Annotated in this window: 23 protein-coding genes and 1 pseudogene; 2 read left to right on the forward strand and 22 right to left on the reverse strand. The window is 36.7% G+C overall.

The genetic code is table 11. The annotated features are described in order from the left end of the window. Positions 1 to 20: 20 nt before the first annotated feature. The 9 genes and pseudogenes from MSG66_RS03395 to MSG66_RS18680 form a co-directional block, all read right to left on the reverse strand. Complete coding sequence (locus tag MSG66_RS03395; RefSeq protein WP_324652271.1) at positions 21 to 1178, reverse strand: hypothetical protein; 1158 nt, start codon at positions 1176 to 1178, stop codon at positions 21 to 23. Continuing rightward, complete coding sequence (locus MSG66_RS03400; RefSeq protein WP_324652273.1) at positions 1175 to 2503, reverse strand: TolC family protein; 1329 nt, start codon at positions 2501 to 2503, stop codon at positions 1175 to 1177. Before MSG66_RS03400 ends, MSG66_RS03395 begins: the two co-directional genes overlap by 4 nt. After that, a complete protein-coding gene (locus tag MSG66_RS03405; RefSeq protein WP_324652275.1) occupies positions 2500 to 4086 on the reverse strand; it encodes a GH3 family domain-containing protein in 1587 nt (528 codons plus the stop codon). The genes MSG66_RS03400 and MSG66_RS03405 overlap by 4 nt, the downstream gene beginning before the upstream one ends. After that, positions 4083 to 4871, reverse strand: coding sequence for a hypothetical protein (locus MSG66_RS03410; RefSeq protein WP_202742481.1), 789 nt, complete (start codon positions 4869 to 4871; stop codon positions 4083 to 4085). Before MSG66_RS03410 ends, MSG66_RS03405 begins: the two co-directional genes overlap by 4 nt. A 187-nt stretch (positions 4872 to 5058) precedes the next feature. Beyond that, complete coding sequence (locus MSG66_RS03415) at positions 5059 to 6606, reverse strand: DHA2 family efflux MFS transporter permease subunit (RefSeq protein ID WP_324652276.1); 1548 nt, start codon at positions 6604 to 6606, stop codon at positions 5059 to 5061. A 25-nt stretch (positions 6607 to 6631) separates the two neighbouring features. Further along, on the reverse strand, positions 6632 to 7693 hold the full coding sequence (locus MSG66_RS03420; RefSeq protein WP_324652279.1) for an HlyD family secretion protein: 1062 nt from the start codon (positions 7691 to 7693) through the stop codon (positions 6632 to 6634). 695 nt (positions 7694 to 8388) lie between these two features. After that, a pseudogene (locus MSG66_RS03425) lies at positions 8389 to 8883 on the reverse strand (amidase family protein); the annotation flags it as partial. A gap of 87 nt (positions 8884 to 8970) precedes the next feature. Then, a complete protein-coding gene (locus MSG66_RS03430) occupies positions 8971 to 9309 on the reverse strand; it encodes a hypothetical protein (protein ID WP_324652281.1) in 339 nt (112 codons plus the stop codon). A 31-nt stretch (positions 9310 to 9340) separates the two neighbouring features. After that, positions 9341 to 9757, reverse strand: a complete 417-nt coding sequence (locus tag MSG66_RS18680; RefSeq protein WP_420714245.1) for a DUF4236 domain-containing protein — start codon at positions 9755 to 9757, stop codon at positions 9341 to 9343. Between the two features lie 439 nt (positions 9758 to 10196). On the opposite strand from MSG66_RS18680, the gene MSG66_RS03440 reads away from it, so the two are divergent. Next, on the forward strand, positions 10197 to 10571 hold the full coding sequence (locus tag MSG66_RS03440; RefSeq protein WP_324652283.1) for a hypothetical protein: 375 nt from the start codon (positions 10197 to 10199) through the stop codon (positions 10569 to 10571). Between the two features lie 12 nt (positions 10572 to 10583). Here MSG66_RS03440 and MSG66_RS03445 read toward each other — a convergent pair whose 3' ends face one another. The 10 genes from MSG66_RS03445 to MSG66_RS03490 all read right to left on the reverse strand — a co-directional run bounded on the left by MSG66_RS03445 (position 10584) and on the right by MSG66_RS03490 (position 22440). Continuing rightward, a complete protein-coding gene (locus tag MSG66_RS03445) occupies positions 10584 to 11390 on the reverse strand; it encodes a DUF4145 domain-containing protein (RefSeq protein ID WP_324652285.1) in 807 nt (268 codons plus the stop codon). 57 nt (positions 11391 to 11447) lie between these two features. Then, positions 11448 to 13427: an ATP-binding protein gene (locus MSG66_RS03450; protein ID WP_324652287.1), complete on the reverse strand. Its 1980-nt coding sequence runs from the start codon at positions 13425 to 13427 to the stop codon at positions 11448 to 11450. A 253-nt stretch (positions 13428 to 13680) separates the two neighbouring features. Next, positions 13681 to 14271 (reverse strand): DUF1643 domain-containing protein, encoded by a 591-nt coding sequence (locus MSG66_RS03455; protein ID WP_324652289.1) that lies wholly within the window; start codon positions 14269 to 14271, stop codon positions 13681 to 13683. 506 nt (positions 14272 to 14777) lie between these two features. Further along, on the reverse strand, positions 14778 to 16172 hold the full coding sequence (locus MSG66_RS03460; RefSeq protein ID WP_324652291.1) for a methylenetetrahydrofolate reductase C-terminal domain-containing protein: 1395 nt from the start codon (positions 16170 to 16172) through the stop codon (positions 14778 to 14780). A gap of 73 nt (positions 16173 to 16245) precedes the next feature. Continuing rightward, positions 16246 to 17013: an NUDIX domain-containing protein gene (locus MSG66_RS03465; RefSeq protein ID WP_324652293.1), complete on the reverse strand. Its 768-nt coding sequence runs from the start codon at positions 17011 to 17013 to the stop codon at positions 16246 to 16248. A gap of 60 nt (positions 17014 to 17073) precedes the next feature. Then, positions 17074 to 18567, reverse strand: coding sequence for a nicotinate phosphoribosyltransferase (locus MSG66_RS03470; protein ID WP_324652295.1), 1494 nt, complete (start codon positions 18565 to 18567; stop codon positions 17074 to 17076). Between the two features lie 11 nt (positions 18568 to 18578). Continuing rightward, positions 18579 to 19463 carry a phosphoribosyltransferase family protein gene (locus tag MSG66_RS03475; RefSeq protein WP_133973545.1) on the reverse strand — a complete coding sequence of 295 codons (885 nt, stop codon included), beginning with the start codon at positions 19461 to 19463 and terminating at the stop codon, positions 18579 to 18581. A 254-nt stretch (positions 19464 to 19717) separates the two neighbouring features. Beyond that, positions 19718 to 20593 (reverse strand): LysR family transcriptional regulator, encoded by an 876-nt coding sequence (locus MSG66_RS03480; RefSeq protein WP_324652298.1) that lies wholly within the window; start codon positions 20591 to 20593, stop codon positions 19718 to 19720. A gap of 104 nt (positions 20594 to 20697) precedes the next feature. After that, entirely contained in the window at positions 20698 to 21948 is a 1251-nt protein-coding gene (locus MSG66_RS03485) for a cation:dicarboxylate symporter family transporter (protein WP_324652301.1), read from the reverse strand. Positions 21949 to 22014: 66 nt separating this feature from the next. Next, positions 22015 to 22440, reverse strand: a complete 426-nt coding sequence (locus tag MSG66_RS03490; protein ID WP_133973539.1) for a VOC family protein — start codon at positions 22438 to 22440, stop codon at positions 22015 to 22017. Between the two features lie 401 nt (positions 22441 to 22841). On the opposite strand from MSG66_RS03490, the gene MSG66_RS03495 reads away from it, so the two are divergent. After that, entirely contained in the window at positions 22842 to 23465 is a 624-nt protein-coding gene (locus tag MSG66_RS03495) for a LysE family translocator (RefSeq protein ID WP_324652304.1), read from the forward strand. Positions 23466 to 23524: 59 nt separating this feature from the next. Here the strand turns inward: MSG66_RS03495 and MSG66_RS03500 are convergent, their stop codons facing one another. The 3 genes from MSG66_RS03500 to MSG66_RS03510 form a co-directional block, all read right to left on the reverse strand. Then, on the reverse strand, positions 23525 to 24100 hold the full coding sequence (locus MSG66_RS03500) for a flavin reductase family protein (protein ID WP_324652306.1): 576 nt from the start codon (positions 24098 to 24100) through the stop codon (positions 23525 to 23527). Positions 24101 to 24114: 14 nt separating this feature from the next. Then, positions 24115 to 25260 (reverse strand): NADH-dependent flavin oxidoreductase, encoded by a 1146-nt coding sequence (locus MSG66_RS03505; protein WP_324652308.1) that lies wholly within the window; start codon positions 25258 to 25260, stop codon positions 24115 to 24117. Positions 25261 to 25331: 71 nt separating this feature from the next. Further along, complete coding sequence (locus MSG66_RS03510) at positions 25332 to 25979, reverse strand: NAD(P)H-binding protein (RefSeq protein ID WP_324652310.1); 648 nt, start codon at positions 25977 to 25979, stop codon at positions 25332 to 25334. Positions 25980 to 25985 lie beyond the last annotated feature (6 nt).

Genomic DNA, 25985 nt, shown 5'->3' on the forward strand with positions numbered 1-25985 from the left:
CTACAGCGAATCTCTTAAAGTTAAATACGCCCAACTTCTAAATATGGAATCAGGTTTTTATCAAAATGTGGTCGTGGGTCGCCTTCATAACTAATAAAGCCATGCATTCCTGTTAAGCGTTCACCTTTATAAAACTGGTTTAACTGATAACGCGGGTCTTTATGTGAAAGCGTAAAGCTCACCACACCAACGCCCTGCTGTTTTGACTTGTTATAGGCATCTTCGAGCATTTTATGATGCAAAGCCAAATCTTGTGGATGGCACATGAGGGTATGTAGCACATGGTACTTAATAGAGTCGCCAAGTTTAGGCAAACGCATGCCTTTAGTTAGCGGAGTCAATAAGTTATAAACGGGTCTAAAAATTCCAATGACTGAGCTGTAATGCAAAATTTTAGTTTGCTTAATGCTATGCTGATCCCATAAGCCAAACATCCCAACCAGTTTTTCACCTTTAAAATAAAGTGAAAAGTCCAAGAGTTTTATCCCTGAAAAATAGTGATGTCCTTGAGCCAGTTCTTCAAAGTTATAGGCTGGTATAAAATTATAAAACTGCGCCATGTCGGCAACAAACTGATTCATGGCGTTCACGTGCTGAGCTTCAGCGTTACAGGTGCGAATCTCTTTAAGATCACTCTGATTAGCCTGCTTTAAGAAAGCTGTGATTTTTCTTTTTGCGCCCGTGTCGGTCAGACTTAATGTCTCGATAAGCCCTTCATCATAATAATCAGGCATTCCCGTTTTGCCCGTTTGGATGGCAGCGCGTGCCGCGTGGTTATCATCAAAAATAATCATTTGGCTATAATTCGGTTCATGCATGGTCTGTTTTACATGCTTTGCTAAAACCTTAACCAGTGATTTCCCTCGATAGTTGTGATCTACCCGTAAATCACCCGCATAGCGTAAGTTTTGAACATTCCGATCGACATAACATGGGCGATGACCATTGCTATAACAAGCGACATGCTTCTGACTCTCGGTGTCTTCAATCACCACATGCAGTTTATGTCGATACACAATATCGGAAGCTTGAAAATAACTGGGTTCACGCTGAAAGCTAATTTGTATCCCTTTGGTGGTCATAGGTACGGCGATTAAGTCTCTTAGCGCCTGATCGTCTGCCAAAGACGCTTCTCGGGTAATGAGGGTATTGTCAGCAAGTGGTGGATTTGTTTTCATTCATTATTCACCTGTTGTGCGGTCTGTAATGGCACCAAATTATTTAAACGCCCCATTTGGTCGAGTAGCTGATAGACAAACACGACTTCATCTTGATCATTCACTGTTTTTTGGGTTTGTACATCAAGTAACTTCTGCTCGGTATTCAGCAAATCAAATGTTGTTTTGGTGCCGACATCAAACTCTTTACGTGTGTAGACAAAGGCAATCGACGCTGCCTCTATGGCATTTGCCAGTGCTTCTTTATTTTGTCGAATGGTTTGAAGCTGCGCGTAAGTCGTGCGGGTACGCTTATTCAAATCCAGTTCAAGACTTCGCGTTTTTTGGTTAGCCAAATCGATATCGGCCTGTGCTTTTTTGACATTGGCCCGATTTAAACCATCATCGTATAGCGGTACATTCAACTGCACCCCAACCATATAGTTATTACTTTCAGAACCAATATAGCTTGCTTCATCTTGCTTTCCGGCACGGCTGGTGAGCATGACCGTTGGCCAAAGTTCACGTTTAGTTAAAGCATATTGTTTCTCGGCAGCCTGTTTTTCATATTTGCTACGCATTAAAGCTGGATGGTTTTTGGTTTGAGCTAAAATTTCATCTAAGTTAGCGGGAATAGCAGGTAGTTTCTTAATTGCAGCAAGGTTTTCAGGTGTTACACCTGTTACTTGATAAAACTGTGCTTCGCTTACGGTCAAATTAGATTGCGCCTGTGTAATATCGGCTTGTCCTTGGGCAACTTGTGCCAAAACCTGAGCTAAGTCCGCGCGGGTAATCATCCCCACGTCAAAACGGCGCTTCGATTCATATAAAGACCGTTGCAGATTCGCCATGGTCTTTTGTCTGAGTTCTAAAATCGCTTTCTTCTTTAATACGTCGGTATAGACCATGACAGTATTTAAAATAGTTTCCGATCTTTGGTCTGATAACCCTTGGTTTTGTGCAGAGAGCTGGTTTTCGGCAACATCAATTCCTAAACGGTGTCGTCCAGAGGTATAAATCGGATAATCTGCCTGCAATTGCAAACTTCGACCTTTACGGTTTCCTTCAGTTGGAAACAGGACTTGTGAAGGCGTATCTATTCTTTCATAGTCAAGTTGCCCGACTAAATTGACTTTGAGTCCATCACGTTGTTTGGCCTGCTCAAGCATAGCGGTGGACTGGTTCACGCTTAAACGGCTAACCTCAAGCTGACTTTCATGTCTTAAGCTGGCAGACAAAGCCTCGTCTAAAGTCATGGCATGTGTATTCGACACAAGCAACATGCCTAGATACAAGGCGTGTCGGAGTGTTAAAAACCGAGTATTAAATTGCTTCATCCCTTTCATAGTTGTTCCAAACTATTGAGGGTGACTTTTTTGAGTGGCTCAGGCTTGATATTGCCTTCGATAATGCCGTCAAACATGACCAGTTTCTTGTAAGCGCTCCAACCATTATTGGCCTGACGAATCTGTGGCTGATCTAACTGTCCTAAGTTGCGAGCAAGTTCATAATGGAAGTTTTGACGCAAAATACTGTCGATATATTCATTGTTAATGCTGTGATGAATTTCGCCTTCAAAAAGCACGCAATAAAACGGTTTAACGTGTTGCTCAGTATCAATCGCCAGTAAAGAAATCGCTTTAGATTCCGTTTCATTTAACTGCGACAATAATTGCTGGGCAGTTTCAGGTGCAAGTTTCTCACCAACCAGATCTACACCAAAACGGCGGCCTTGGAACTCAAAACACGGGATTTGTTCTATAAAGCCAGTTACGCGTAAACAATCATCCATACAGTAACGAAGTAAGCCATTCCCCGAAGTAATGAGTGGGCTCACCACATCACCTTGTTTAAGCTGCCACGACGGAATGATTTGTCCTTGTTTATCACCCTCTAAATATTCAAATTCATAGAAGTGACTTTGATACGCCAGCGGGTATTGATCATTATAGGGAATCGTGACTACACCTTCAGTCGCCCATAGACCTTTTCCTTCAAACTGAACACTGGGTAATTTCTCTTGTAATTTTTCGGCCCAAGCTTTTGAACCTGCGGTATCCCAACTCGACACTAAACTTAACTTAGGCCATAGTTGTTTGAAGTCAATCTGTTCGCCGTTTGAACTGTCAATTAGGGCTTGAGCACTTTCAGGGCTGTGCGGTGCATTTACTTCTTTTAATGAGCTTTGGCGATGCCCCCATAAACCCGTCTCTAAAACCTCAATAACTTCCTGTTGCATTGACTCTAAACGTTCGAGTAATTGCAATGCAAACGTTGGGCTCCATACAGAAATCATGGCTAAGTTACGGTTTGCAACCAAATAGCAAATCGTGGCAAAGAGTGCATCGTCGGCATTGGCTGCAAAAGCAACATTACTTGGAACCGCTTGGGTAAACTTAGATAAAATTCGCTTACCCACACCGAGTAGCGCACTATCATCATTTAGGTTTTTATCTTTTAAAACTTCACGCTGGCTTTCTGGTAACCATGACACCGACCAGTAATGCGTTCCCGAACTCAGCTCCGGACATTTACGGTATAAACTCGCCATCCACGGCGCAATCGCATGGTCAAGCTCATCTAAAAACAGTTTGGTATATGGAATAAACTTAATTTGTTCACTCGACCCACTGGTCGGCTGGAAACGAACCAGCTTACTGCTAGACAGTGAAAGCTTTTGTTCACGGTAACGTTGAATGTCTTCTCGCCATGCACCATAACGTGTCGCAGGAAATGATTTTACAAACTGCTCATAGTTTTGAACCTTTTTATCTTTAGCAAATGTAGAGGTCTGTAAAATCAAATGCAGAATTTGGCGTTGTGTTGCTTCTAAAGCACTAAACCGTTTTTGGAAGTTGCGGTCAGATGCATCGCACCATTTTTTTAAAATCAGATGCGAACCCAAAGTTAGCCATTCATTAGGTTTCATTGGATGGCCTCTCTACGTTTTGTTTTGTGTGTTACACAGGCTTCAAACTTTCCTTTACTCGTGGGTTTGGTGATGAGTTTTACTGGGAAACGAGCAAGATCTTTCCAGCCTAATCGACCAATACACGGTAATTCAGTACCCGCACTCCATGTTGGATTCATCTGTTCAAAGAAATGAATATTTGGGTTCTTTTCTCTCATTTCGGCAGTAATCGGCGCGACCTCACCTTTTAATGGTTGATAGTCATCTCCAAAATTTAAGAGGCCCGCATCTTTATCATAATATTCCCCAAAGAATTTCTCACAGTAGTGCTCGACCACTTCGGACAGGTGCTGGTTTTCATCTTTAATATTTGGGTAGTACACATAGTAGTTATTGGCGAGTAATAGATAGGTTTTATAACCTTTAGAAATCAGCAACCAATAGAGTTCGTTAAATGGATATTTGATTCGTAGCTTGATCATAAGTTTGAGCATGGTACTTTGCAGACTACGCGTGCCCCAAAACTTCTTCAAAATGACCGTATCACCGCTAAATAACACGGTGTAGTCTTTACCGTTTAAGTAAAAGTGCTGCACAACAACGGTAGAGAACCCCACAATCTCATCTGTTGCCGAGTCAAAAATTAAGATCGCGCCACTTTTATTTTTAAAATCATCTACAAAAATAGAAAATCTCGTATTTTCATAATACTGTTCGTAAATGGAATACATCACTTTTAATCGGTCAGTATCGATTTGCTCTTTTTCAAAATATTGACCATAAGTCGTGTTTTTCAGGTTCAATTTTGAAATCAGTTTATACGTTGTATTAATCATAATCCTTTAACCTTCCACCTCTAATTGCGAGTTCCCCGATCTCATCTACCGATATTAGAAAACTCATATAAATGTTCTTTTTCTATGAAGGGATACGTTTTGATATGCCCTATTGTTTTTCATTCTTTGAAAGTTGCCCTTTATTTCTAAATAGCTACATATTCATTTTCTTCCCCCGATCCATAAATATGGTTAAAAAGGCGGTCACAAACATGATGATTGCGAGCATGCGTAATAAATCATTAAAACTAGATGTAAGTGCTTGAAAATGAATGTCACGATAGATCACGCTGAGCGCAATTTGCTGTGCATTTGAGCCGACTTCCTGATATTGCGCCGTGAGCTGATCGAGTCTTTCTGTAAAGATCCAGTTCTGCGGGGTCATCGACTGATTAATCTGGGTAACATGAAGCGCAGTCAGCCAATCTAATGATGAGTTAATCAGTGCCAGTCCAACCGCTCCGCCAATATTGCGCATCAGGTTATAAATACCGCTGGCATCGGCAACTTTACTCAGTGGCAAAGTGCTCATGGCTAAATGCGAAACCACAATCAGACAGATCATGAGGCCAATCCCACGGTAAATTTGCGGCCAGAACATAAAGTCATAATCGCTGTGAATGTTCAAATGTGAATTGAGCCATACACCAAAACCAGCCAGAATCATTCCGACAAATACAGTTTTGCGGGTATCAAAATTGGGAATGAGCCACGCAAGAAACGGCGCAAAGCAGAACATGACAATGCCTGTCACCATCATGACGTGACCAATTTGGCTACTGTTCATTTCACGGACTTGCCCCAGAAACACTGGAATCATGTAACCCAAGCCATAAAGCGCCATACCAATCACAAAAGTTGTGATGGCACTTAAGGTAAAGTTTTTGTTTTTAAATACTGATAAATCGAGCAAAGGCTTAGGCTGGGTAAAGCTTCTAGAGAAGAAGATCATGCCGCCCACAACACAGACCATAAAAGCAATCCGAACGCCTGTGTCTGCAAGCCAGTCGTGCCGTGCACCTTCATCAAGGAAATATTCCAGTCCACCCAAAAACATCGCCATGCCAATCAGGCTGAACCAGTCCATGCTTTTGATGAGTGAATGATTCGCACGGTCAATATTTGGACCTGTGTAGATAATCGTGGCAATGATAATGCCCGGAATAATATTAATCAGGAACATCCAGTGCCATGAAAAATTATTAGTCAGCCAACCGCCAATGGTTGGGCCGATGGCTGGACCTAAAGTACTGATCATTCCAAACATAACCAAAGGCAATGAACGTTTTGCTTCTGGGAAAAGTAAGTACAATGCGGTCATGGAGGTTGGAATCATCCCGCCGCCCATAAAGCCTTGAATGCCACGGAAAACCAATAAACTCTCTAAGTTCCATGCCAACGCACAAAGTAAAGAACTGATAGTGAAGCCAATTGCACAGATCGTGTAATAGACCCGTGTTGAAAGTACTCGCGAGACAATACTCGACATTGGAATCGCAATAATTTCGGCAATTAAGTAAACCGTTTGCACCCAAGTCACTTCATAGCGGCTTGCACTCATGCCGGCTTGAACTTCATTTAAAGAACTCGCCACAATCTGAATATCAAGAATCGCCATAAAGTTGCCAAAAATCATGGCAGCAAAAATTGCCCAAGCCGTCTTTGCGGGAAACTTCCACTCAGCGTCAATATGCTTATTCATTTCTTATTACCTAAAAATTTTATTATTAAGTTCTTAGGTCAACCGTAGCGCTAACCGACATTCCGGGTTTTATAAGATCAATATGCGGACTTGAATCTATGGCAATGCGTACAGGAATACGTTGTACAACCTTGTTAAAGTTGCCTGTGGCATTGTCTGGTGGCATGAGTGAGAAAGTTGCACCAGAGGCTGGTGAAAAACTCTCAATTGTTCCGCTGTAAGTCAGGCTGGGGTAAGCATCAAGTTTTAATTTAACTTTCTGGCCAATATGCATTTTTTCAATTTGAGTTTCTTTGAAGTTCGCTTGTACATACAAACTATTTTCAGGAATGATCGCCATTAAGCGGGTTTGCGGAGAAACACGCGAACCTTTCTGGATCGCAAGGCTTCCTATTTTCCCTGCGACTGGGCTCACCACTTTTGATGAAGCAAGATCGACCTGATACAGGTTTAAGTTTGCATTGGCACTTTGAATATCTGCCAAAAGTTGCGCTCTACTGGCCTGTAAACTACCCAACTGAGCTTCTGCTGCATTTACGGCGGCTTGTGCTTTGCTGAGCTGTGCTTGAGCCGTTAAATATTGAGACTGAACCCCTTCAAAGTTTTGGCGGGTAATTACGCCATCTTTTAATAAATCTTGATAACGTTCAAAATCTTTTCTTAAGCGAGATAAGTCTGCTTGCGCTGCAACAACGCCACTACTTGCTTCAGTAATTGAAGACTTGGCAGACTTTTCATTTTGTTGTTGTACGCCTAGCGCCGCTTCTTTTAAGCTCACGACAGAACTAGCCTGATCATAACGAGCTTGGTAGTCGCGGTGGTCCAATATAGCTAAGGTTTCCCCTTTTTTTACCGACTGATTATCGTGAATCACTAACTCCATCACTTCGCCTGAAATCTTTGGCATCACCCAAGTGACATCTGCTTGCACATAAGCATTATCAGTAGATTGATAAAATCGGTATACAAAAAAATAATATATAATGCCCGAGACTAAAAATAACAGCAGGACACTAAAAACACCCCAAGTTATCTTTTTTCGACTTTGGAAATTAGTATCAGTTTCTAGCTGAGCTACGTTATCCATATTCATTCCGTTTATTTGTAATATTCGATTTTTTATTTACACCAATAAACTATTAGCGTCTTTTTTACGTAACTTTTCACTAGGTTTTATTAAATGAATCGTGATAGCGTAAAATTAGTGCAAATTATCATTCTTAAGTCAATTAAAGATCATTGACCGTTTTGACATATATTTTTTCTATTTCTGCCAATCCACTGCATGCTATAAAAAATATGTTTAAAAATTATGTAATTTTATATTTTTTGAAATTTCTATTTATAATCCATTATCTAAAAATTTAATTTATTAATTTCAATCAATACCTTAAGATAATTATTTTTCTTATTAAAGTGATTAATTGACAGGAAAATTCATTGTACCAATATTAAAAATCAGCCTTCAATTTGTAGTACTTATGTAGAATTAATTAAGGTAATGTGTAATTTTAAAAAGAGTTATAGATAAGTTTTATAATATTTATAGAAACATAAAATATAAATGTTCTTATTTATCAAAATAGTTAAATAGAACTTATTAAAGATGTATTTTAATAAATTTATGATTAACTATATTAAGTGGAATAGCAGAGAAATTCTAAGCCTAAGCCAACATCCTTTCAAGAAACCAAGCATTATTAACAAATAAAATTAATCTTAAAAAAGAGTTACTTTTAACTCTTTTTTATTTAGAAAATAGAGAATTATCAGTTTATTTTTTTACTTATTTAAAACCCTAAAAATTTCTTCTAAAGTCATCCCAATCGCAAGTATTTCACTATCCTGATGAGGTAAACCATCAATTTCTAATCCAACGGGTAGTTTCGATTTCGCCCCCTTTCCAATGGGTAAACTCAGTCCTGGTAATCCGATATTACTTCCTGAATCTGTATTTCGAATCAGTGTCTGGAAATTTTCAATTGAACTGACTTGCTCGTTTACTAGCGGTGCAACGATGGCTGATGTCGGGAATAATAAAGCATGTAAATTATGCGCTTTAAATGTGTTTTGATAGAGTTCCAGCAATTGTGGACGAGCTTCTCTCATCGCTTTTTCATACAAAGGTAAAACAGGAACAAGTTGACCAGTCTGATCTTGAATTAATTGGGGAAGGATATTCTGTTTAAAAAGTGCCTGTACATCTGGGCTTGAGATCTGATCGATCACCGACTCTAAGGTCAGGTCTATATGATGATCTTTCAAATATTGAAGTAGATATAAAAAAGCACCCTAGGGTGCTTTTAAAAATTCTTTTTCTTATCAATAAAAATGAGGATTTAGAAGTTTAGCTTTTGCTAAATTTTATTTCTTACAGACAAAATGAGCTAGGTCACTTTTACTTGAGCCTTCTACTAAATCGAACCACTTAGTAGGATTAATTTTTATAGCTTTTATTGATCCCTCACCAGTTCCAATTTCACGCATTTTCATAGTCTTACAGTTTATCTCCAATCGAGTGTAATCTATAGTTTCTACACCAATGCGTTTGTGAAGTGTAATAATAATATCGCCTTGTTTTTTCTTCTCTATTAAATAATATTTTCCTTTATCACCTTGAACACTTCTTGGAATAAGAGTATCTGCATTTGCAAAATTAGAAATTATCAAACCCAACACTGTAGTAAAAATAATCTTTTTCATAAAATTAACTCATTATTAATAATTAGCTGTTTCAATCTGCCATAACAATCAATAAAACAAATACCATCCAAATAAAGCTTATCCACCGAGCTGAACTGGAATAGCCAGATCTTAAAGTAAACCATGCAAAGATGTACGGCATCCAAAAGATTCCGAAACCAAGCAGAAATGAAACACTTTTGTTTGGTGATATTTGTGAAATCGAAGTATTAATAAATGGTTGTGGTTGGTAGCTATTTAATGGAGGTGGCGCTTTTTTCTTATGGGAACTAAAATTACTATATGACAAACCTGTTCCAGGAATCCCTACAGTAGTTCGTGTTCCTTTCTTACTGAGATTTACACGAGCGCCCTTACCACCGATAGAAACGCTAGAGATTCCTTTTTTTCCAACATTGAGTCGTAAACCCGGTGCAATCTTAAAACTCTTTCTAAAGTTAAATCCCATAGCCAAACCTATCTAGTACAAATTTTCTTGGAACCACTTATTGAGCCATCCTTACAGACGAATTTACTACCATCACAGTGACTAACCCCGCCTTTACTACCTGAACAGGGTTGGCTGCCTCTACCAGCTTCTGTAATGCTGACAGAACTTAAAGTTAATAAAATTATTAATGTAATCTGTTTCATTATTTTTCACCGTTTGTTATAAATTAACCCACTGTAACAAACTAATTACTAATTGTCACACAGAAAATTTTAATGTAATCTTCTAAAAATAACTTAATATTTACACGGATATAATCAACGAAAATAATAGATTAGGCTTATGAATAGTTGAAGATCATTATATACATCCATCACAAAATTAATGAAAGCTAACTTTGGTTAGTTTTATTGATGAAGCTAATTTGTAATCTGAAGTTTTTTAAACGGTGAAAAAAATGTTAACTGACCAAGAAATTCAACAAGCAATTAATATAATTTCTAAAAATCCTAATAACCTACATGAACATCCTGATTGTGTAAGAATTGCATATGCATGGCTTGATGCCCAAAAAAAAATACAAAATACATGCAGCAAATTATATCCAATTAAACATTATATTGAAAAATGGGCTGGCAGATATGTAAGTGAAAATGATGTTGAAGTTGCAGCTTACCTACATCCCGAGATTAAAGGTAAATATCCTAAATTTAATATTAGTAGCAACTTAACCGAACCAAGGCGTTCTCGCCTAATAGGTATTCCAGAAGCTATGACTCAACTTAATTACCATAGTAACCATGATCCTAAAAAATATAAAATTCATGAATAATAAAAAAGCACCTTAGGGTGCTTTTTTTATTATTCTTCTTTGTAGTGGAGTTAAAATACCTTTATTTTCAATAACGAATTCTGCTAGCTGATCAACTCTATCACTTTTATTATATAATCCATCTAAAATGCTTTTTATTATTTCAAATGAATCAAAAAGCGAGTAAATATCGACATCATCTTCCTCATGGCTACCAGCATTTCCCAACCATTTTATTGCAGTAAGTTTCGTTTTAAATGGGTAAAGTCCATTTTCTTCTTTTATACTTTCCAAACGTTTGTTCAACACAATAAAAGAGCCATTTTCTCTTCTAGCCTCGATACCAAAAATAGAACATAAAATCTCAACTGCAATACGCACTTTATTAGCAGCAGCACTATATGAGGTCGGTGTTAATTTAAATGCTTCATTTAACGCATTAACGATTTCATTTGGTGCCTTATTTGGAATATCAAAATATTTAATAAATGGTGTTATATATTCTGGCACCATATAGCTGAAAGGCTCTCTACGAGATGGTGATGCATAGCCATCGATTTCAATATAATCAAAATACTCCCAGTCATAAGAACTTTTACCTACGTGGTATATCTGCTCATTACATTTTTTATTCATACATATAAAAATTCCTTTATAAACCTCCTCTATAGTTTCTATATCAAAATCTTCTTCTTGATTTTTTATACTAGCCACAGTTTCTTGTTTAATAATGGAATCAGAAGATATTTCTAAAGTTGTTCTTCCACATGCAGGGCAAGGAAAAGGAACTTCAGAATCTTTAGTGAAACCACTCAAAAAACTTATATATTTTTCAAACACTACAATTACCTTAATATAATATTTAATAAAAATTAAGCTGCTTAAGATAATCCCTATCTAAACTTTAGGAATGAACTTTTCATGTGCCTTTTTCAAATACTTCTGAGAACTTTCTTGAGTTACTTCATATTGAAGATGCTGATTAATAAACTGCAACTTGGCGCGTGCATTCGCAATAATTTCAGACCAAGTTTTAACCCACACCGTAATATTCTGTTGTGCCGAATCGTGTATTAAACCTTTTGGTTTATTTCTTTGGTTAGCTTCATCTTCAGCATAAGCATCTAGTTCATTAGAAATAGCTAAAAAGGTCCAATTAGCTGGAATATTATGAAACCTTTCATCGGAAGCAACTGCATTTGCATATTTTTTAATTTGAACAATAACTTCAGAATCAACTTTTTTGGAGGGTCTTTTTAACTCAACAATCAAATAATCAAACTCACCATGCCGTGTTTGATTAGCTTTACTTAGCATCAAATCGATACGTCCAGTTCTTCCATCTGAAAGTAATACTGGATCAGCATTTTCTATTAAGTCTTCACGATTTCCAAGTAATGATAAATGCTTTTTCAATACGGTTTCTAATCGTTCCTCAGATTGAGACAACGTAAAGTTTTCATCAAAAATCCAAGCTTCATTTTCTAGAATTTTGTGTAGTTGGTCTCTTTCAGTGAATACTTTTTTAGTGCGCTCATTAAATAAAAGACTTTCTAATTCATCAAGAAAATTTAATCTGTTCGCCACAATTGTCGCAGAAGAAATAATTGAAGATAATGTAGTATTATCTAAAAGCTCAGCTAATTTAGCTTGATCCTCTTTCTTTAAATCCAAAACCTCAGTAATAATTTTTTGGATAGATTCTGGATTTTCAGTAATAGCTTGAGCGATTAATTTAAACATAAATTTCTTAGAAGTCTTTTCAGTTTTTTCAAAATTAGGTAAGAATGTCTGAACATTAGCAGCAAGAATATCAAACACTTCTTGTTCTGCTTTTTCTACAGAAGTGAAACTGTTTTTATCTTGATAAGGATAAATATTTTGGTCTTTCCACTCTTGAACAATTCCACTATATTTTTCTGCAATCCTCTTTCTGAAATGTTCTTGGATCGTAGAAACAGCGATATCAAGAATCTTTCCTACTGTAGGTTCAAGTTCTCTTAATGATAGACCACCTGTATTTTCTAATTCCTGAAAATATTCACTTTTCAAATATGCAGTAAAGTTAAAACCTTTCGCTTTAATCCTATTTTTAGGTTCATATTCTTCTAATGAAATTCCCTTTGCTGAACATAAATTGATTACTCGCTCAGTTTCAATATTCCATTCAATAATAGTCAATTTAACAGGATGCATTGTAATTTCAGCACAATCCTCAGTTAAATCATAATCCTTTGAATAATTTTGTACACTTTTTGGATCAATTTTAGAGCCATTAAAATTTAGCTCCAGATGTGGGAATTCAGTAAGGAAAACTGCAAAACTTTTTGTAAGTTCATTTCGTGTTTTTTCTTTTAATAATTCATTTGCTTTTTTATGCAGATTCGAAATAGTAACTTTGGTACCCTTTTTACCATTTTTATTTTTTTCCACTGCACTTGTTTTAAATTCTTCAATTTTATTATGATTGCCAATTATTGAATAAGTGCCATAAGCAGTTTGATCTTCAAAAGTGGTTTTCCATTCAAGATCTGCACCTAAGCAAAAAGCTTTAAAACGCCCCTTACCATTCTGCCCATGTAATGGATGGTGATATGTATTTTTTTTTATTTTCTTCCAAGAATCACCAATTCCTCCAAAAAATAATTCGACATCTTTATAAGGAATGCCACTTCCTTGATCTTCAACTACAATTGAGTCAAGACCTTCCATAGAATTGTAGTTGAGCGTCACAGTAACAATCTGAGAGGATGCATCAAAGCCATTCCAAATCAGCTCACTTAAAGCTTTTGTTGCTGATGCTTCTGTTAGAGTTTTTATATGCCCAGGCATAGCAACAATTTTTATAGGTTTAAGATTTTGTGTTTTTGTAGTCATGTCATTCACAGTAATAACTTAATAAGCAATAACATACATAATGTACCCTATGATTTAGTGGTGTGAAACACTTGAATCTGATTATTTTTACTCTTTATCAACTAAAACTTCTGGCTATTTCAAGGATTTATGAATAAATGACTTTTTATGACAAGATTTGAGATGACTTCTTCTACATTGGCAAAGTGAATTGATTAATGAATTTTAAAATTTGAAGACCAATTTTTCCTCTTTGATTACCTACTATCGATAGTTAATAAAATTCTAAAGAATCCATTTGTTCTAAAATTTTATCTACCCATTCTTTTTGATTTTTTTTGAATCGAGGTCTAGCGTGATAATATTTATTATTATTTTTTAAAATCCCCAATGGAGTTGTCTTTTTTAACCCTTCAACTGCTAAATATGCCAATTTACTTAATGATGGATTTACTCCCCAAGCAAATATAACTGGAACATCTTTAATAAAAATTTCTTCTAAATCTTTTTTTCTTGAAATATCAAAAATTGAGTGCTCTGTATCTTTTCTACTATATTTTATTTTTGAGTAAAATGTAGTAGAGCTAGGTTCTCTTAAATCTGATAAATTTAGGATACGAGCAAAATTAATATTTTTTTTCTTCATAATTTCAATTATCTGATTCTGTGTTGGGTCTTTAGCAGCTGGAGTAAGTTGATGACCGTTCTCATCATGATTTAATGGTGTTGATGAACCCGGATTCATCATTACAACTATTAGCTGAGGTATAGAATATTTAGTCCCTTCTAAAGTAATATCCAAATATTTACGACAACGATCTCCCTTATTATCAATATAAAAATATCCATTAATTTCAAAATCCATATAAATTACAACTTATAATTAAATACTTATTTAAACCTAATTACACTTTATATTAAAGAACAACCATTCAAAAAGCCATTTCGCATAAATACCAAGATTCATTTTTGGCATTAATCACATGAGCTGTGCGTTCTGCTAGCAGAATACACAGCAAAACCAGAACATTCTCGCCGTCCTTACCTCTTTTGGATAGATACGTGAGAGCATTTAGAATTACTAACCGTTTTGTTTGAGGTGATCTTGGAACTCTTGGTCGTGTATTTTTTCGTAATTAACAGGATCGTAAACGCATCCAATTAAAACAACAATTATAGCAAGTACAGCAACCAACTTTTTCATTGAGACAGCTTTCCTTTTAACGCAAAAGATTTGCTTTAAGTATACTCCTAGGTGATCATTTTGATTGAACATAATTAAGGCAAGTAATTGTTATTTTTAAATTATCGCAATCGTTTAGCATATGGTTTGATTTTGTAATAAAATCAAATTAAGGGTTAGTACAAAACTTAACCCTCAGTCGCTAAATACCAGTTTTTCCAAGAACTCGTGCCACGCACTTCAAGAGGTACGGTTGGAATCAGTTTCTCTTTTAATATTTCTGTTTGTTCAACCGCTTTGGCAAGTCTCGCTTTGACTGAATGAATGCATTCACGGTCACCAAATTCACAGCGGTCTAAAGTTGTTCCACCACAAGGGCCGTTGGCTAAACCTTTTGGACAAGTTTCAGGGCAAATATATAAAGTGTCACCCAAACGACACTGACCACAGCTTTCACAGCCGACTAGGCTATGTTTACTCAGCACTTCGGTTTTGAGTAGTACTTTGGCGACCAAAGTGTTTTCCCAAAAAGATGCTTTAAAAATAAAGCGTCCAAGCCCTTTGGCAATTTTTGATTCAAACAGTGCCTCATGCATCACATGCAGCTGACGATATTTAATTAATTGTTTAGATGTTGGCTGGCGAGAAAAACAAGCAATTTCAGGTTCAAACTCTTTGCCTATGGTAACTTGCCAAAGTGAATTCCAAAGCTCTTCTAAGGCTTCAAGCTCCAAATGTCTGTACTGCTCAATATAACTTTCAAGCAAAATTTGTTCTTCTGGCTTATGGCAAGCAGATAAATGAATCCCTGCAAATCCTAAGTGTTTACATATTAAAATCTGTAAAGCACAGCGCAAATAAACACGGTCTGTATGCCCTGCTAGTTTTTCATCTGCCAAGACTTTTAGCATGTGTGGAGTAATTACAATACCCGCGACGTTATGCTTCACCATAAAATTGGCACGGCCCAAAGTTAGAGGCATGACGCAAGCCAGTATTTGCTGCAAATAGCCGTACTTTGTTAAAAATGATTTGGCTTGCTTTAAGGCATCAATGTCATAGCCCAATTGGGTAATGATAAAGTCAGCGCCTGCTTTAATTTTCTTATGCAGTTTTAAATACTGTGCGTCACGCTCAGCTTCGACATATTTAAATGGGTTAAAAGCAACCCCAATACGAAACCCGCCATGCTGCTTGGCTGCCATTACGGCATTTACAGACTCAAGGTATCGACTACGAAGCTGTCCATCTCGCCCATTCTGATGCTCTTTAAGTTTATCGCCTGTAAGCAATAATAAGTTTTGAATATTGGCAGACTTGGCTTGTTCTAAAAAGTGCTCAAAATCTTGTATGTCTCGGGCCTTACCCGAAAAGTGTAAGACTTTATCGATTGAGTCTGGATAACTTTTGCTGGCCTCAAGCGGCGCAATATCATGATCTGAATGTACGCGATCTGCCAATGTCATTGCAGCTGGATATCCCGCAAACTCATATTTCACAGGATAAATCTCGTGTAATGAAGTGAGGTATTCCACCAATACAAAAAACTGGTTTTGCTGGAAGCAGGGAGAAACGTGTGACATAGGCAAAGTGCTGATCAAAACATGACATTAATCATAAGCGCGGCATTATAAATCAAAAGTGCATCAAGATGCGCTAGTCAGAAAGCTCATTGTTTTGCTTATCTTCACCCTCTTTATTTCTGGGTAATTCGAGTGAACGTGGGAATATAAAATCGAAAGAATCGAGTGCATAGCGGTAAAGTTGAGCTGGCCGTTTACCCACAATTTTACTGTGATTAGTTTCTTCAACTGCGCCCGCTTCTATCATACGGCGTCTAAACGCTTTTTTATCTAACGATTGCCCAAGAATAATTTCATAAATGGTTTGTAGCTCAGTCAGCGTAAACAACTCAGGCATCAGACTGGCTGGCAATGCGGTATAGCGGGTTTTATTGGTGAGACGCTCTAATGCTAGGCTAAGCAATTCATTGTGATCAAAAGCCAATGCTAAGTCTTGTGCTTTTGTGACTGGCACCCATTCGCTGTATTCAGCCAACTCTTGATATTGATAGGCATTAAAATCGATTAAAGCAAAATACAAAATGGTCACAGCCCAGCCACGCGGGTCACGTTTGCCATTGCCAACAGAGGCAACTTGTTCCAAATAAGGTGATGCGATCCCTGTTTTCTCGACCAGCTTACGATAAGCCGTGGCCATCAAGTCTTGATCATGGGTTAAATCGGCAAAACCACCCGGTAAAGCCCATTGGTCTTTGGCTGGAAAATTCGGCCGTTTAATGAGTAATACCTGCAACTGACCATTAAATACCGAGAAAATAGCCATATCTACAGTCAGTAAAGGTGCGTCATAATCTCGGCGATCATAACTGGCAAGGAATTCTTGTTCAGTTTGAATAGTCACGTTCAGTCTCTCAATGAAAACGATGAACCGATACCCATGTAACGGCTTATCTAAGCTCAGTTATGCGATGGATAAACGCTCACGAATTTGATCCAAAGTACACTCATACTGGAGTTTACCATTTTCAAAGACTGTTTTTAGTACTCCGCCTTGTTCTTGTTCCGCTGTTTGCTCATCAAACAAGGTAAAGCCATTTTCACTTTCTTCGATGCGTAATAGACCTTTAGCAGATTTTTTTACACCTGAGTCTGTTATTGGGTCTTTAAACAGCTCACGGCCTACGCCATTGACTTGCCCCCAAGTTGCTTTCACAGCAAATCCAAAGGTATCGCGAGTTAAGTAATTATAGGTAAAGCTGCCTATACCAAACACCAGATTATTTGATGCAAAACCTTTGGCTTCTAGCCCTTCCAAAATACGCTGTGCGCGGTCTAGGGTAATCGAGTCACCGTAAATTAAACCGACACGTTCATTCAGTACTTTGTAGCCTTGGTCAGTTGTTGTACCACCAAATACTTCCCATAAGCATTCAACCGCGCCTTTGTACGCTGGGCTGCCGACTTCGGCATCTGGGTCACCACAAATAATTTTAACTGGGTCACCAGAGTCTGGACGAAAAACCAATTTAGCCAAACCTAAAGCATTGGGTTGTCTTGCTAGAATTTCAGGTTTTAATGCCACTGTAAACTCGGTAATCACTCGCCAAAAATCCCAAGTATCAGACACGACACTGACAACACCCGACGGATAAAGTTCGCAAATTAAACGCTTAAATGTTTCTAGCTCACTGTTTTCTGTGCCCATACACATCACACTGTGTTCGGTCGCTGGTACAGACACACCAATCACACCTGTGGCATTGTAGTAGTCTTCAGCGTAGTCAATTGAAGCAACTGAGTCTGTTCCGATAAAACTGGTTAAGTGACCCACACCAGATTGCGCCGCATCATAAATTCCACTCATGCCACGGCTACTAAAATCGTGTCCCTGCACAGATACAAAATCGAGTGGTGCGCCAGTTTTTAAGGCATATTGCGTTAATAAACGTTTGTATTCGTAGGCAATTGTGGCTGTAGTACAACTTTTCCAAAGCTCAGCACTTAACACAGTTTCAATATAGTTGGTTAACCAAAAGAAACGCGGGTCGGTATTAACTACAGTGAGCACGGGTACACGCATATTGACGCGGCTGCCTTCTGGCAATGCTTTAATGCGTAATGGTAAATAGCCCAAGTCGTGTAATGCTTCAATGTGATCGACCGGTACAGCACCTTCACCCAATGAAGTATCCATACGGCGTTTATAAGTAGCTACCACTTTATCTTTAGGTTGTTTAAAAAAGCCTTCATTCCACGTATCGATCAAAAAATGTTTGATAAAACCCTGAAGACCAAAAAATACAACTTTATCATCGAAGTCAGGCAACATTTTAGCGAGTCGAGATGAACGCGGCGTAAAGTTTGCGTACACATATTCTGTGCCTACTGGATACTGACGTCTGTGATCAGCTTTATAAAAATCGATAGCGTTTAGCGGGTTAAGTTTAATAGTCATCTTTATTCTCTTTATTTTGCTGCAAAAGCAATTACTGAAATTTTGTCTGTTGGCTGTTGTGGAAAGCTGTCTGAAGTAAACAGTTGATCTAGCAGCCCATCAAAAACTTCAATTCCTTTACTAAAAATACCGTGGGTCACATACAGAACGACCTTATGGCAATTGAGGTGACGGAGTTCTTTGGCAATACCAATAAAAGTTGCACCGCCGTCGCAAATGTCATCGGTGATTACCGCGGTTAGGCCTGATAAATCAGTCGCATGTACATGTGTACCTAAAATTTTGCCAGTCACTGGGTCACGTTTTTTATCACACTGAACAATAGTGATGGGTTGTTTGCGCTCGTGATTAAAAGCATCTGCAACCATTTGTGTACGTGCTTTCGCCCCTTTGTCTGGGCAAATCAGTACTGTTTTTTCATCTTTTAACAATGCACTCAGCGCTTCATTCTTTGCGATGATGTCGACTGAACTGACATTTACAACTTCACTAAAAGAAGTATTGGCGGCAAGTAATGCTGTTGTTACTTCACTATGGCAATCCCATACAGTTACCTTGCCTTGTTTTCCCGCTTTTTTGTCTGCGTTGATGTTGAGTAACTTAGTCATAACATCGAGTGAAAATGCTTGGCCTGCTGCACAAATACGGTCCTGACGTGCGTAAGGAAAATACGGAATTTCTAGGTCAACGGTTAGACCCTGATTCAGCAATATATTTTCAAGTAGTAAATAGTCCATCACATCGTGGCTTGTGGTCATTTGTGCACGAACCAATACGGTGCCAGATAGTAAACTTAAGGTTGTCTCATCAATTTGAACATGACGCTCTCCACCAGAAAACTGCGTAAATTTCACTGGAATTTCATTTCTTGCCGCATCTAAAAGCTGGATAGCCATATCATCCTCTTTTTGTCTGATGACCTTCGATGAATATATAGTGGCACAAAGCCACTATATATTTCAAGTCTAATTTTCAAACTTTTTAAGGCAATCGCTGAATGACATTTGATGTGAGATTTCTGACACATATTTCGAGATTGTTACAATCTATCTCAATTAACTTTACGCAATAAAAAATCCGACTTAATGTCGGATGTTTATCTTTTCATATCAATAGCACATATGCTTTGTTGAGAAATGAATAGACTTAATTACTTATCTCCAATAGCCACGCCTTCGACTATTTTAGAAACAATACTTGATATAATTGAATCCTCAGTATTCTTTTTATGGATAATAATAATTTCACGATAAAGATCTGGTTGTTTCAGATCAATAATATTAATATTTTTTTCTTTCAATTTATTCATTCCAATATCTGGAATCAAAGCTACACCTAAGTTTTTTTCTACCATTCTGATGATTGCTTCAATTTCATCTACCTCAATGATGTCATTTGTTTTTATTTGATTTCTATTTAAATAGTTTGCTACAACTTTCCCCCCAAATGAAGAATAGTCATAACGTATAAACGGATTATTTTTCAAAATTTCAACAGGGTGTTTTTCGTGAATATCAATTGGGGTAATAAGAAGAATAGGCTCTTTTTTTAAGGTGTAATAACAATAGTCATCTGAAATTTCAAAATTAGGCTTAATGATAATCGCGAGATCTATCTCATTTTTTCCCAGCTGATGGAATAAATTGAATGACACTCCTGGTATAAGCTTAATTTTTGCTTTAGGAAAATATTTGAATAGTTCTTCAAGTATTTCTGGCAAAATATTTGATTGGATCGAGGCAATTGCCCCTATTCTGATCTCACCCGTAAAATCTGCCATACATTCGGGTTGTTTCATCTTATCAACGAGTTCAAAAAGTTGCTCAGCTAATGCAAGTACGCGTAAACCCTCACTATTAAATTGAACAGTTTTTCCATTTCTTTCAAAGAGCTTAATCCCCAAATAAGATTCTAAAGATTTGATTTGTGCGCTGACAGCTGCTTGAGTAAGCCCCACATTGTTACCTGTAGCACTAAATGAACCATATTTTTTAATTGCTATAAGGGTTTTGAGCTCATGAAACATACTATCTGCATTCCATTAAATGATAAAACCAATCCTTGTAGAAATTATACACTTCCTAAATTTATATAGATAAGTATCTCTTAGTGCGATACTTATCTTTGGTTTTAATTTTCAGTTACAGTATTAAAAGACTCTAACCGTTTCGTTTTCCACTTTGCTACAACAAGTGGTGCAATAGCATTTCCAAGAACATTTAATGTTGTAGTACCACTTTCAATAATTCTAAAAATACCAGCAATTAACGCAACACCCTCTAGCGGTAAACCAGCTGTAGCTAAAGTTGCAGATAAAATTAGAATTGCAAAACCTGGAACTCCTGCTGCCCCTTTAGATGTTAAGACCATAGTCACAACCAATAAAGCTTGTTGAGAGATAGTCAAATCTATTCCATATAATTGAGCGACGAAAATTGTAGCCACACCGAGAAAAATTGATGCTCCATCTAAATTAAATGCATATCCCATAGGTACTACAAAACTTACAATACGGCGTGGAACACCATAGTTTTCGAGTTTCTGCATTAATTGCGGCATGACAGCAGCAGACGCACCAGTTGAGAAAGCTAGAATGAGTTCATCTTTAAAATATTTAATAAGGTGAAATAAGTTTTCTCTTATATACAAACACACAGTACCTAAAACAAAAATAGCAAATAGGGCTAAAGCTAGATAAACGACTCCAATTAATTTCAGTAATGGCAATAAAGAGCTGAAGCCAAAAGTCGCAACTGTCGCGCCGATCATACCAAACACACCAATCGGTGCATAAGCCATGACTAAACTTACCAGCTTAAACAATGCATCAGATATTCCCTGTAAAACTCTTATTACAGGTTGGCTTTTTTCTTCAGGAATTTTGTTTAATGCTAAACCAAAAAGAATCGCAAAAAATAGAATTGATAGTAGTTTGCCTTCATATAGGGCTACCACAATATTTTCTGGCACGATATTTTTTATAATCTGTAGAGCACCTTTGTTCGTATCAGTATGTAGTACTACAGCTGAGTGTGCCATCCCAGATATATCTGTTCCAACCCCAGGTTGAAAAAAATTGGCCAATAATAAACCCCAAACAATCGCAAGGCTTGTTATTGTAAAGAAATAAAGGAGAGAACCCGCACCCATTTTTCCAAAAGACTTATTATCACCTCCTCCTGCGATGCCTAAGATCATGCAACACAATACAATAGGTACAACGACCATTTTCATCATATTAATAAAAATATCGCCTAACGGTTTTAATATTTCAGTGCTTACCCAAACTTGATGAGTTGGATTTACATTAAAATACCACCCGACTAAAATACCTAAAAGAAGGCCAATTAATATTTGCCATACCAAAGAAATACTTTTCATAAATCATCCTTGTTTCTACATGTCCTCAAAAAAGGGATACAAATAATATTCGTATCCCTCATTACTTTATTTTGCAAAAAGCTGAGTCATATCTTTAAATGCTTTAAATTCAAGCGCATTACCACACGGATCAAATAAAAACATAGTTCCTTGTTCGCCAACTTTACCTTTGAAACGTACATAGGGTTCAATCACAAACTTTGTACCTAAAGACTTTAATCTTTCAGCTAAAGTTTCCCAATCTTCCCAACTTAAAATGATTCCGAAATGTGGAGCAGGTACATCATGACCATCCACAGAATTAGAAACTACTTTTTCTTGATAATCCATTTTAGGATGTTCATGAATAACTAGCTGATGTCCGAAGAAATTAAAATCAACCCAGTGATCACTAGATCTTCCTTCTTCTAAACCAAAGACTTCACCATAAAAATCTCTTGCAGCAGGTAAATCATAAACAGGGATAGCTAAATGGAATGGTGCTAAACTCATAGGAACCTCTATTAAATTGACTTTTGTCTTAAATAAAAATTTAAAATAGAAAGGTTTTTTCGAGTTAAAATCTAAAATTTAGATTCTGTCTTTACTCGTATAATCCTTTATACCTGATAGGAATTTAAGATAATAAGAATCTATTCGACCTTATTTGCTTATATCATTTAAACAAATTTATGCTATATAAAAAAAAGCATGCATAGAAACAAAAATATTTTTTTAAATTAACAAATTATTCCTATACAAAATTCAAGCCATTGAAATAAAACAAATTTAATCAAATAAAAATGATTATCAAAATCATATATGCATATAATATTTTTCTATCTATCTAATAAAAAAATATTGTTTATTATATTTTTACTTTAAAACTATAATTTAAAATTTAATGAACCACTATGACCTTATCTACTTGGCTCCTGTTTCTATCCACTATTTCTTTCCTATCAGCAATACCAGGCCCTAACATGGTATTCGTATTGAATACGAGAATTAACCAAACATTAAAAGAAACTTTAATATCAACTACTGGGTGTTTACTTGGAGTGTTAATATCAATTACAGCATGTTGTCTTACACTCTTATTTTTAAGTAATTTACAAACTATCTTTATTAAATTAATTAATTTATTTGGAATTATCTACTTATTTATAATAGGTATAAAACACTTAAAATATAAATCAAAACAATTAAACCATGACAACGCATTCGAATTTAAAACACGTGGAAATTTATTTATTAATGGTTTTTTTATAGCTATTAGTAATCCGAAAACATTGCTTTTTATTATTTCATTTTTCCCTCAATTTATTAATCCAAATTCACCTCTCCTCTCACAGTATTCATTACTGATTTTTACTTTTTTTGTTTGCGAATTTTCTTGGATGCTCATCTACATTTGGGGTGGTGAAAAGATTAAAGTGTTAATAAAAAAACCAAAAATCTTTTATTTATTTAACAAAATTATTGGTACTTTCTTTATTTTATTTTCAATATCTTTAATATCTCTAACTTTAACATGATTAAAATATTTACTGTATTGGTACATAGAAAATGCCAATACAGTAAAATTACAGCTAGACTAAGGTCCTTTATTTACTTTAAGTCCTTGGCCTATAACATAAAACTGTCCACCAGCAATATAATGTAAAGTTTTCAGTTCTATCGGTACGTCATCAAATTGCCAGTGACCATCTTTAAAGACACGATCATCAGCCCAAGCACTAACCACCTCTCCAATGAAAAGATCATGAGCTTCTTGATTGTGTGGCTCTGGAATTAGTTTACAGAGTAGCCAAGCTACACAACCTTCGACTAAAGGAGTTTGAAAACCATCTTGGTAAAATAGCTTTACACCAAATTCGTTCAATTTATTTGGGTGGTCTTTTAGACTTTCACTTCCAACATCTACAACCATTTGAGCCTGCTGCGCAACAGGAACTTGTAATGCAAACCATCCACTTTGTTCAACTAAAGAACGTGTAAATGCCATTTTATCTAAAACCACAGTGACTTTCGCTGGAGAAAACTCCAATGCACAAGCCCATGAAGCAGCCATCACATTCTCAGTAGATTGATGTTTTGCAGAGACCAACACAGTTGGTCCATGGTTCAATAAGCGATATGCTTTTTCTAAAGGTACAGATTGAATTGCCATATTATGCTCAATATTTAAATATCAACTGTTTTCCACTCAGAGTCATCTTTAAGTGGAGGTAAATAGGATAAACGGCTCATATTTTGTTGCCACAGATTATTAGGAATACGATAACGATCAGCTTTATGAGGGTCTATTGCTAAAACAATTTCGCTCTCGCGCCCATTCGAAATTAATGTTGCAAGATCGGGATTCATCATTACTGCTTTACCAACTGCAATAAATTCAGCCCATTTAGTTTCATATGCATCTAATATCTGATCTGCACTAAATAAACTTCCGACACCAATTAATGGAAGCTTACCTGCAATTCTCTCATGTAGAAGTTGCATACGAGTTAAGCTTACATCTGCCCCTCTACGTGCTTTTTTATAAAAGTCCCAAAGAGATACATGTAAATATTGAATTGGTTTTTCTACCAATGCGTCAATTAGAGCAAATGTATCTGCCATTGTTAAACCTTGCTCTCCTGGTTCTTCTGGTGAAAACCGATAACCAATTATGAAATCATTTAACCCATGTTTCATTTTGACAGCATGTACAGCATCTACAATCGACAATGAAAAACGCATACGTTTTTCAATACTACCACCCCATTCGTCCGTGCGGCGGTTTGATTGTGCTGAGTTAAATTGCTGAATTAAATAACCATTTGCACCATGAATCTCAACACCATCGAAACCCGCTTGAATAGCTAAATCAGCAGCATTTGCAAATGCTTCAATTAAATTATTGATTTCAGAATGTGTGAGTTCACGTGATCCAGACTGTAGATCTTCTGATGGCGCAACCATTTCTGCACCATTCAACAATTCATCAATGCTGAGTTTCCCTCCATGATGAATTTGTAAAATTGCTTTTGCCCCTTGAGATTTAATCAAATTAGCAACTGCTTTCAAACTAGGTAAACCTTTATCGCTAATGGCCTCAGGCTGACCTACAAATGCTTTACCCTCAGGTGAAACTAAAGTCGCGGCACTAATGAATAAGCCAAAGTTTTCTGCACGTCCTTGAATAAAAGCACGTTCTTCATGGCTTAAACTACCATCATCATTAGAAGCAAAGTGGGTCATTGGAGCAACGACTAATCTATTTTTAATCGTTACCCCATTATTTAAAGTATAGGGTTGGAATAAGGGAGAGTATTTAGGATTCATCATATTCATCTTCAATTTAAAAAATCTTTGAACTTCATCTTTGCTTTAAAAGCATTAAACAGAAACGTAAAACTTTACGAGGAGACTTGATTGAGCGCATCTATAATTGGAATGTCACCATCAGCCATCGTAATTACCTGACCAATCGTATTAGGAGCACTTAAAATACCTGCAAGTGTTTCTACGACATTATCAATACTGTTACTAAGAGGCTCAGAGACATTAATCTTGATTCGGCCACTACCTAATTTTTCTTGCAATGCACCCGGTTGAAGGATAGTAAAATCCAAATTACTTTGATGAACTAACCAATGATCTGCGAAAAATTTTGCAATATTATAATCAGTGATATTCTCTAAGAATGACTCACCCCAGCGTTCTGGTTGTAGTGCAAAAACTGAGCTCAACATTATAAATCGACGAATACCCACAGCTTTCGCAGCTTGCATCACTTTCACTGCACCAAAAGCATCAACTTGAAGAAGATTTTTTCCTCTAGAGCCTGCAGTGAAGTAAATTACATCTATATTTACAGATTCAAAACGTTGAATGATTTTTTGCAAATCAGCTAGCAAATCCAATTCAAAAAACTGGATAGAAGGATTCGTAAAAATCAATGAATCTTTGCGAGCTCCCACATAAACTGAGTGCCCCATTTCTGCCAATGTATTGACCAAATGAGAACCCACTCTTCCATTTGCACCAACAACAAGAATATTCATAGATAC

Origin of the sequence: Acinetobacter sp. IK31, from assembly GCF_035615195.1 — a bacterium.
GTDB classification, from domain to species: domain Bacteria; phylum Pseudomonadota; class Gammaproteobacteria; order Pseudomonadales; family Moraxellaceae; genus Acinetobacter; species Acinetobacter calcoaceticus_C.

Excerpts from the sequence above, each read along its gene's own strand:
- MSG66_RS03395 (WP_324652271.1), bottom strand. The coding sequence starts at position 1,178 with ATGAAAACAAATCCACCACTTGCTGACAATACCCTCATTACCCGAGAA.
- MSG66_RS03400 (WP_324652273.1), bottom strand. The coding sequence starts at position 2,503 with ATGAAAGGGATGAAGCAATTTAATACTCGGTTTTTAACACTCCGACAC.
- MSG66_RS03405 (WP_324652275.1), bottom strand. The coding sequence starts at position 4,086 with ATGAAACCTAATGAATGGCTAACTTTGGGTTCGCATCTGATTTTAAAA.
- MSG66_RS03415 (WP_324652276.1), bottom strand. The coding sequence starts at position 6,606 with ATGAATAAGCATATTGACGCTGAGTGGAAGTTTCCCGCAAAGACGGCT.
- MSG66_RS03420 (WP_324652279.1), bottom strand. The coding sequence starts at position 7,693 with ATGGATAACGTAGCTCAGCTAGAAACTGATACTAATTTCCAAAGTCGA.
- MSG66_RS03430 (WP_324652281.1), bottom strand. The coding sequence starts at position 9,309 with ATGAAAAAGATTATTTTTACTACAGTGTTGGGTTTGATAATTTCTAAT.
- MSG66_RS18680 (WP_420714245.1), bottom strand. The coding sequence starts at position 9,757 with ATGGGATTTAACTTTAGAAAGAGTTTTAAGATTGCACCGGGTTTACGA.
- MSG66_RS03440 (WP_324652283.1), top strand. The coding sequence starts at position 10,197 with ATGTTAACTGACCAAGAAATTCAACAAGCAATTAATATAATTTCTAAA.
- MSG66_RS03450 (WP_324652287.1), bottom strand. The coding sequence starts at position 13,427 with ATGACTACAAAAACACAAAATCTTAAACCTATAAAAATTGTTGCTATG.
- MSG66_RS03455 (WP_324652289.1), bottom strand. The coding sequence starts at position 14,271 with ATGGATTTTGAAATTAATGGATATTTTTATATTGATAATAAGGGAGAT.
- MSG66_RS03460 (WP_324652291.1), bottom strand. The coding sequence starts at position 16,172 with ATGTCACACGTTTCTCCCTGCTTCCAGCAAAACCAGTTTTTTGTATTG.
- MSG66_RS03470 (WP_324652295.1), bottom strand. The coding sequence starts at position 18,567 with ATGACTATTAAACTTAACCCGCTAAACGCTATCGATTTTTATAAAGCT.
- MSG66_RS03475 (WP_133973545.1), bottom strand. The coding sequence starts at position 19,463 with ATGGCTATCCAGCTTTTAGATGCGGCAAGAAATGAAATTCCAGTGAAA.
- MSG66_RS03480 (WP_324652298.1), bottom strand. The coding sequence starts at position 20,593 with ATGTTTCATGAGCTCAAAACCCTTATAGCAATTAAAAAATATGGTTCA.
- MSG66_RS03485 (WP_324652301.1), bottom strand. The coding sequence starts at position 21,948 with ATGAAAAGTATTTCTTTGGTATGGCAAATATTAATTGGCCTTCTTTTA.
- MSG66_RS03490 (WP_133973539.1), bottom strand. The coding sequence starts at position 22,440 with ATGAGTTTAGCACCATTCCATTTAGCTATCCCTGTTTATGATTTACCT.
- MSG66_RS03495 (WP_324652304.1), top strand. The coding sequence starts at position 22,842 with ATGACCTTATCTACTTGGCTCCTGTTTCTATCCACTATTTCTTTCCTA.
- MSG66_RS03500 (WP_324652306.1), bottom strand. The coding sequence starts at position 24,100 with ATGGCAATTCAATCTGTACCTTTAGAAAAAGCATATCGCTTATTGAAC.
- MSG66_RS03505 (WP_324652308.1), bottom strand. The coding sequence starts at position 25,260 with ATGATGAATCCTAAATACTCTCCCTTATTCCAACCCTATACTTTAAAT.
- MSG66_RS03510 (WP_324652310.1), bottom strand. The coding sequence starts at position 25,979 with ATGAATATTCTTGTTGTTGGTGCAAATGGAAGAGTGGGTTCTCATTTG.